General features: G+C 58.6%; 8 protein-coding genes. 7 read left to right on the top strand and 1 reads right to left on the bottom strand.

Annotated elements, in window-relative coordinates:
- The 4 genes from EV286_RS31730 to EV286_RS31710 form a co-directional block, all read left to right on the top strand.
- A partial coding sequence (locus EV286_RS31730) for a DUF692 domain-containing protein (protein ID WP_132961208.1) occupies positions 1–843 on the top strand: 843 nt, incomplete at its 5' end.
- Positions 830–1,630, top strand: a complete 801-nt coding sequence (locus EV286_RS31725) for a DNA-binding domain-containing protein (protein WP_132961207.1) — start codon at positions 830–832, stop codon at positions 1,628–1,630. The genes EV286_RS31730 and EV286_RS31725, both read left to right, overlap by 14 nt.
- Positions 1,630–2,148, top strand: a complete 519-nt coding sequence (locus tag EV286_RS31720; RefSeq protein ID WP_132961209.1) for a DoxX family protein — start codon at positions 1,630–1,632, stop codon at positions 2,146–2,148. Before EV286_RS31725 ends, EV286_RS31720 begins: the two co-directional genes overlap by 1 nt.
- Positions 2,149–2,621: 473 nt before the next feature.
- Entirely contained in the window at positions 2,622–3,221 is a 600-nt protein-coding gene (locus EV286_RS31710) for a flavin reductase family protein (protein ID WP_132961206.1), read from the top strand.
- A 479-nt stretch (positions 3,222–3,700) separates the two neighbouring features.
- Here the strand turns inward: EV286_RS31710 and EV286_RS31700 are convergent, their stop codons facing one another.
- Positions 3,701–4,609 carry an alpha/beta hydrolase gene (locus EV286_RS31700; protein WP_132961205.1) on the bottom strand — a complete coding sequence of 303 codons (909 nt, stop codon included), beginning with the start codon at positions 4,607–4,609 and terminating at the stop codon, positions 3,701–3,703.
- Positions 4,610–4,977: 368 nt separating this feature from the next.
- On the opposite strand from EV286_RS31700, the gene EV286_RS31695 reads away from it, so the two are divergent.
- The 3 genes from EV286_RS31695 (at position 4,978) to EV286_RS31685 (ending at position 6,889) form a co-directional block, all read left to right on the top strand.
- Positions 4,978–5,574 carry a TetR/AcrR family transcriptional regulator gene (locus EV286_RS31695; RefSeq protein WP_132961204.1) on the top strand — a complete coding sequence of 199 codons (597 nt, stop codon included), beginning with the start codon at positions 4,978–4,980 and terminating at the stop codon, positions 5,572–5,574.
- A gap of 125 nt (positions 5,575–5,699) precedes the next feature.
- A complete protein-coding gene (locus tag EV286_RS31690; protein ID WP_132961203.1) occupies positions 5,700–6,257 on the top strand; it encodes a sigma-70 family RNA polymerase sigma factor in 558 nt (185 codons plus the stop codon).
- Positions 6,254–6,889, top strand: a complete 636-nt coding sequence (locus EV286_RS31685) for an NrsF family protein (protein WP_132961202.1) — start codon at positions 6,254–6,256, stop codon at positions 6,887–6,889. The genes EV286_RS31690 and EV286_RS31685 overlap by 4 nt, the downstream gene beginning before the upstream one ends.
- Positions 6,890–7,331: the final 442 nt, after the last annotated feature.

Here is a 7,331-nt window from a genome sequence, read left to right as displayed (position 1 = left end):
GGGCTTGCCGGAACAAGCTTCAAGCACGAGCATCTCGCCGCGATTACCGCGGAAGGCCCGCAGCGCGGCTTCTTCGAAGTCCATGCCGAAAACTATATGGGCGCCGGCGGACCGCCGCACCGGATCCTCGAACAGATACGTCGCGACAATCCGGTGTCACTCCATGGCGTCTGCATGTCGATCGGTGGCCCCCAGCCGCTTGACAAAGCGCATCTGGAACGCTTCCGTTCCCTCGTCGAGCGGTACGAGCCGGCGCTGGTGTCGGAGCATCTTGCCTGGTCGACACATCAGACAACCTATTTCAACGACCTGCTCCCGCTTCCTTATTCGCCGGATAGCCTGGCAAGGGTTTGCGATCATATCGACGAAGTGCAGGCCACCATAGGACGCCCAATCCTTCTGGAAAATCCTTCCACCTACATCACTTTTCGCGAATCGACGATGAGCGAGACCGATTTCATCCGATCCATCGCACGGCGAACTGGCTGCGGCCTTCTGCTCGACGTCAACAATGTCTTCGTCTCTGCGACCAATCACGGCTTTTCGGCGCTGGACTACCTTTCCGATTTTCCGCTTGCCGCGGTCGGGGAGATTCACCTTGCCGGCCATGCCGAGCAGGCTGACGATGAGGGCGACCTGCTGCTGATCGACAGCCATGACGGGCCTGTGGCTGACGCTGTCTGGAAACTCTATCAGATCGTCATCAGTCGCCGTGGTCCTATACCGACTCTTATCGAATGGGACAGCAGCATACCCGATTGGCCGATATTACGTGCCGAAGCGAGCGCCGCCCAGGCGATCCTGGATCACTATGCTTCGGATCACAGCCATGCTGCAGCTTGATCCCACATCCGAAGGCACAAGACCGCTCGCTTATGTCGCGACTTTTGCGCCCGCCCTGACCGACCCGGACGTCGAGACGCCCGCGGGCGTCATCGGACCGAACGGCAAGGGGGCGGTCAAGCGTTACAACGTGTACCGCAACAACGTCACCGTCAGCCTGATCGATGCATTCGCCGGAATTTATCCAGCTGTGCAACGCTGCACTGGAACGGACTTCTTCCGCGCCATGGCGCGTTTCCATCTACGCGCCACTCCGCCGACTTCGCCACTTCTCTTCGAATATGGCCGCGACTTTCCGGCTTTCATCGAACAATACGAGTATGCCCGATCCGTACCTTGGCTCGCCGACATCGCGAGGATCGAGCGTGCCTGGCTGGACGCCTACCATGCGGCAGATGTCGCCCCGCTTGCTGCCGAAATTCTTGCGTCCGTGCCGCCGGAGCGGCTCGCCGATCTGGTGTTCAAAGCACATCCGGCAACAAAGATCGTTCGTTCGAACTATCCGGCGCTGACAATCTTTGCCGCCAATCGTGGCCACGGTCCTGTCGATCCGATCGATGCGTTCGACCCGGAGGACGCGCTGATTACGCGGCCCGATATGGAGGTAGCCGTGCACCACCTTCCGCCGGGTGGCGCGGAGTTCCTGATGTCCCTCATTTCTGGCGAGCCTTTGGGCCTCGCCGCAGCTAGGGCCGTCGACGCCTCTCCGTCCTTCGACATTGCGGCCAGCGTCGCTGGCATGATCGAAGCCGGCGTGTTTTCTGCCATCACTCTTGGAGACGCATGATGACATCAACCACCACACAGCAACCTTCGATCAAAGACAGGCTTCAGCCGATCGTGTCACTCGTGGAGATGGCGCATAACCTCGTTCGGACAGTTGCGCAGCCGACTGTCGTCCAGGCCGTTATGCGTTTCGCCCTTTCCGTACCCTTCTGGAAGTCCGGTATTCTCAAATGGGACGGCTTCCTGCAACTGAATGATACGGCGATCACCCTGTTCACGGATGAGTTCATGCTGCATCTGCCGGGTGGTCCCTATCCCTATCCGGCGCCGGCGACCATGGCTTTTCTCTCTGGTTGCGCGGAGATTACATTTCCTATTCTGCTGGTTCTGGGCCTCGGCACCCGGTTTGCGGCGACCGGGTTGCTATTCATGACTTTGATTGTCGAATTGACCGTGCCCGACGGATGGCCGATCCATATCACCTGGGCGGCGATGGCGCTCTCTTTGATGGCATGGGGCCCGGGCAAATTGTCGATCGATCATCTTCTCGCAACGAGCTTGAAAAGCCGTGCCGCGTAGGGCCGATCGTTTAAATATGAAAGAGGTTGCGGTCCGGGCGTGTCAGCATGGTGCTTTGAAGGCGCTGGCTGCGGTGTACTCGAACCACACGACATGACAACAGACGGTCCTATTACGCTTCTCGCTCGGGACGCCCCTGTTCGCATAGCCTTTATCAAGTGCTTGCTCATGCTGCGATCGCGGCGACGTTGATCGCAGGGCCGGATTCTTCGCCTCTATCCGGTTCGGATTGATATCGAAACGACAATCGCAAGCGAGCGGTACTTCGCCGTCAGCAGTGCGTTGGCCGACACCGGGGGATTGTTCCTTTTTGAATCGGCAGCCCCGGAACGTCCGTCCCCATGGGTATCGCGGCTCGTCGTGCTGATCCGTCGGTTCTGTTGCGCTTGAGAAGCTCGTGATGCCTTCCACTGTCCGACATCAGGACCCTTAAAACCAATTTAGTCTTGTTTAGAAGAGAGGGTTTCAAGCTCATGTATTATAAACCTCTGCAGCGCAACGATAGCCTGTCGCACGATCCGTTCAATGCGCTGGTGGTGCCGCGCCCTATCGGCTGGATCAGCACGATTTCCAGGGAGGGCGTGGTCAATTTGGCGCCTTATAGTTATTTCAACGCTGTATCCAACAAGCCTCCCATGGTGTTGTTCGCGCCCGTCGGACCGAAGGATTCCCAGCGCAATGCTGAGGCGATGGGCGACTTCGTGGTCAATCTCGTAACTTGGGATCTGCGCGAGAAAATGAACGCCACCTCGGCCTCGGTGAGCCCTGAGATCAGTGAACCTGAGCTTGTCGGGCTCGAGATGAAACCGTCGCAGCTTGTCAAGCCGCCGCGGGTGGCAGCGGCGGCCGCAGCGCTGGAATGCCGCTGGGTAAAGTCCGTGCCGTTAGAAACCGCTGCCGGAGAGAGGATGGCGGGTGCAATCGTGATCGGCGAGGTGGTCGGGATTCATATCGATGATGCGATCATCGTCGACGGTCGAATTGACCTATCGGCGCGGCAGGTCATCTCGCGGCTCGGCTACAAGGATTATGGCGTGCTCGACACGATCTTCAGCATGCCTTCCCCCGGCTAGGTGAGGCAGTTGTTGCCTATACAGATGGGGAAGCCCACATGGCGCGACACTCACGGGCCGAGACAGGAACATCACTATTTGCTGAAGAAACGCCAAAAGACACGCGCTCCCGCGTGTCTTGCGTGGATATAGTGCGGTCGTCCAGATTCACTCTGTCCTATATCCGGCGCCTACGCGACCTAGACTGTCGACAAGCTTGTTTCGCACCAGTGTCGAAATCCATGATCCAGCGGTCGGGAGGGTCCCACGTTCTTCTCTTGAGGTGGATTGCCAACAGCACTTCCTCCGGCAAGTCCTCGGTCTCGCTTGTTGGCGCACCGAATTGATGACCGTGCCTCCTTGCCTGCTCATCAGCCTGGCCATTCGACCACCGTTCTCTGATGGCAGCCTTGATGGTGCGATTCATCCGCTCGACCTGCCCATTGGTCCAAGGATGTTTGGGCTTGTCGGCCAGCGCGTATAGATGGCCTTGAATGCAATCAACGCGCTGTTGCCGGTGCCTCGCCGGACCAATGACCGGCTATGCGGCCACGGAGAAGAAATTCTCGGAGGTCGGCAAAGAACTGCTCCCTCTCTTCGACCCAGGGCATGTGGCCCGTATCTTCATAAATAACAAGCCGAGCGTCTGGAATGCCTGCGGCGATCTCTTGCGAGACAATAGGCGGACATACCCAATCATGCCTTCCGACCATGACAAGCGTCTCCGCCAAGATATGCGACAACAGGGGCGCCTGAGCATGACCGGGCTGGTCGTCAATGGCGTTCTGCGCGTGGAAGGCGGCGGCATGGACCTGCCCGTCAAGCGTGTCGACAAAGGTCTGCATATGCCGTGATGGGTCGTTGAAATAGAGTGGCATCAGCTTCAGCAACCAGGCCGTAAATTCCTCGTCGGTCGTGGGCACCGGCAATCCGGCAAATTCTGCGGCTTCCCGGTAGCGCGTGTCTGTGGCGGCCCCCACCAGGAAGTTCTTGATAGCATCCTCTGCGTTGAAGCCGATTAACTGGCTGTCGACAAGAACAAGCTTCCGGCAATGGCGGGCGTACCGCTGCGCGAAAGAGATGGCGATTGCTCCGCCGTTCGAGTGTCCGAGGAGATCGATCTGATCCAGCTGCAAATGTTTCCTCAGCGCTTCGATGTCGTCAGCCATATTGCTGCTTCCCATCGTCTCGTCGCTTTCGGGCCAGCTCGAGCCTCCGCTTCCACGCGTGTCAATGAAGACGACCTTGAACCGGTCGAGAAGCGGTTCGAAACCGCGTTGCAAATAGCCAGCGCCAACTCCCCATCCCGGAGAGGTCGCAAAGACCAGGGGGCCCTCTCCATGAACGTGATAGCAGAGGTCGATATCATTGATCCGAGCGTAGTGTTTGCCTTGGGCGAGAGGATGCATTCATGGCTCCTAAAGGTGTGAGACACGAACGCCATTTATTTCGCCGCTATTTCAGCGTCGTGTCTTTTTGTGCCGAATGGTTTCCGTTGTAACGGGCGTGCCGGTATTCGCTTCGGTGAAATTGGCGATGCATTAGCGTCCAACCCGCTCGACCGCTGGCGGCCGGCGGTGATGGCGGTCGGTCATGTCTCCTCTCCTCGATACTAGAGTGCGGAATGGCTGCTGACGGCTTCTTCGAACTCCAGCTTCATCGCCAGGGCGCTGCGGCTGTCGATGGCGGCTATTGAGTTTTAACTCGTTTGTTCTAAAATCATTTGCAAGCTCGACAATCCTTCGCCCCGCTGATCAGATTTTTAAGAGACGCAGCAATGGCCCGCCCAAGAGAATTCGACGAAGAACAGGTGCTTCTGCGCGCGATCGAGCTGTTCTGGGAGCAGGGATACGAGACGACCTCGATGCGAGACCTGGCCCAGGCAATGGGTCTTACCACGGCAAGCGTCTACAATGCCTTCGGCGACAAGAGGGCCGTGTACCGTCGAGCGCTCGACTTTTATGTGCAGCTGAGCTTCGGCGACCGGGTCGGGCGTTTCGAGAAGTTGCCGCCACGTGAGGCGATCAGCGCATTTTTCGACGAGATCATCGAGCGTTCGCTGAGCGACACAAAGCGGAAGGGTTGCATGCTCGTCAACTCAGCGCTCGAGGTCGCGCCCCATGATCCCGAATTCCAACGCGTCGTGGGCGAGGTGCTTCTGCAGGTAGAGGGGTTCTTTCGCCGTTGTGTGCAAGCTGGCCAGAATGACGGAACGATCAGCAGGCGCCAGCCCGCCGATGACATGGCGCGCACGCTTTTGAGCACGCTGCTTGGAATTCGGGTGCTGGCGCGGACAAGGCCTGAGCGTGACCTTCTCGAAGGGTTGATAAGGCCTGTTCTGTATCTCCTTGAGCCAGAAACGAAGCAACAGTGAGATCACTCATTTGCTTAAGCGATCTGTTGGCGATCCGTACTCCACTTGGTCGCGACCGGTGACGGCAGATAGGCGCTCTGTCGATGTAACAATTGGCGTCAGCCATCCGAAGAGGTTAATGTCGGATGAAAAACCCGGCGCGTGAAGAGGAATGGGCTTGCTGGATGCGGTCCGCGATCGCGGGCGACAGCCGAGCCTACCACAAGCTTCTCACTGCGATCACCCCGCACCTGCGGGTGATGGCCCGGAGGCGTTGTGACCAATTCGGCGCGCCAACGAGCGAGGCCGAGGACGTGGTGCAGGAAGTGCTGCTGGCTATCCATCTCAAACGAGGAACGTGGGATCCCGCCCGGCCGCTAGGCCCCTGGGTGTCGGCGCTCGTGCGAAACAAGCTGGTCGACAGCCTGCGCCGTCAGGGAAGCCGGATCGATATCCCATTGGAGGATGTCGAGGCAACGTTGGAGAGCGACGAGCGCCTGAGTGCGTGCAACCGGATGGACGTGGAGCAGATCCTCGCAATGCTCAAGGACCCGCAACGGACGATCGTTCAGTCGATTTTGATCGAGGGGACGAGCGTGCGGGAAGCCGCCGACCGGCTGAAGATGACGGAAGTTGCAGTCAGGGTGTCTCTTCACCGCGCGCTAAAGGCCCTGGCTGTGGTTTACTCGGAGCGGACACCATGAAGACCAATGACCTCATCACGCTCCTTGCCCAGGACGCTCCGGTTGTAGTGAGCCTGAATCAAGCGCTCGTTCATGCGGCCATCGCTGCCACATTGATCGCAGGTGTTGCGTTCTTCAGCTTCATCGGTCTTCGCAGTGATATCGGCACCGCCTTGGAAAGCGGGCGCTTTCTGTTCAAATTCGTCTTCACCATCGCACTCGCTGCAAGCGCGGGAACGGTCCTCTTCCGTATTGGCAAACCCGGAGTATCGGTGCGTACGTGGGCAATGGGGCTTTTCTTGCCGGTCGCGCTGATTGCAGGCGCCGCTATGTTTGAGCTGACGGTGCTGCCCGGTTCAAGCTGGGAAGCGCACATGGTTGGACACAATGCGAGGCTCTGCCTGACCATCATCCCCTCGCTGTCGATCGCTCCCCTTGCCTGCTTTCTTTACGCGATGCGCTGCGGAGCTCCTCAACATCCGGCTCTTGCCGGGGCAGTCGCCGGGTTGGCCGCCGCCGGCATTGCTGGAACGTTCTACGCGGCAAACTGCGACGATGACAGTCCACTGTTCGTCATGCTCTGGTATCCGATCGCTATCGCTGCCGTGGCCGTGGTCGGTGCGCTGGTCGGCCGCTACGTCCTGCGATGGTGAGAGGACACTATCGCAGATGGCAAAGACCGTCTTTGCGGGATATTCCAGAGAATATTTCCTGGGCGATTTTCGAAAATCCGGCCGATTGATTGCTCTTGGACCACCGCACAAACGGGGCGCTGGGCGGTAAGGGACTGGCAGCGGAGAAGAGACGATTTGATTGCGCTGTTTGCGCAAGATTTTCGGCGACCGTGAATCTTACGAGCCCTGGGCATAGCTGTGGTAGCCGGAGCCCTGGTCGCTGAGTAGATCTTCGACGTCCACCGCAAGATCTCGCAGGGGTCGTGCGCATGAGCTCGGCGCACCTGGTCAACAGTTCTGAATATCCGATGACGTTGTCGACACCGTCACAAACAAGTGATCGCGGGTCGCGTAACAAAAGGCTCGGAAATTGCGAACCCGTGGTGCGCTCAACAAGAGCGTCTGTCTAACACGGAGAAAC

Origin of the sequence: Rhizobium sp. BK251, assembly GCF_004345245.1 — a bacterium.
GTDB lineage: Bacteria > Pseudomonadota > Alphaproteobacteria > Rhizobiales > Rhizobiaceae > Rhizobium.
This window is presented reverse-complemented; position numbering and strand designations above follow the sequence as displayed.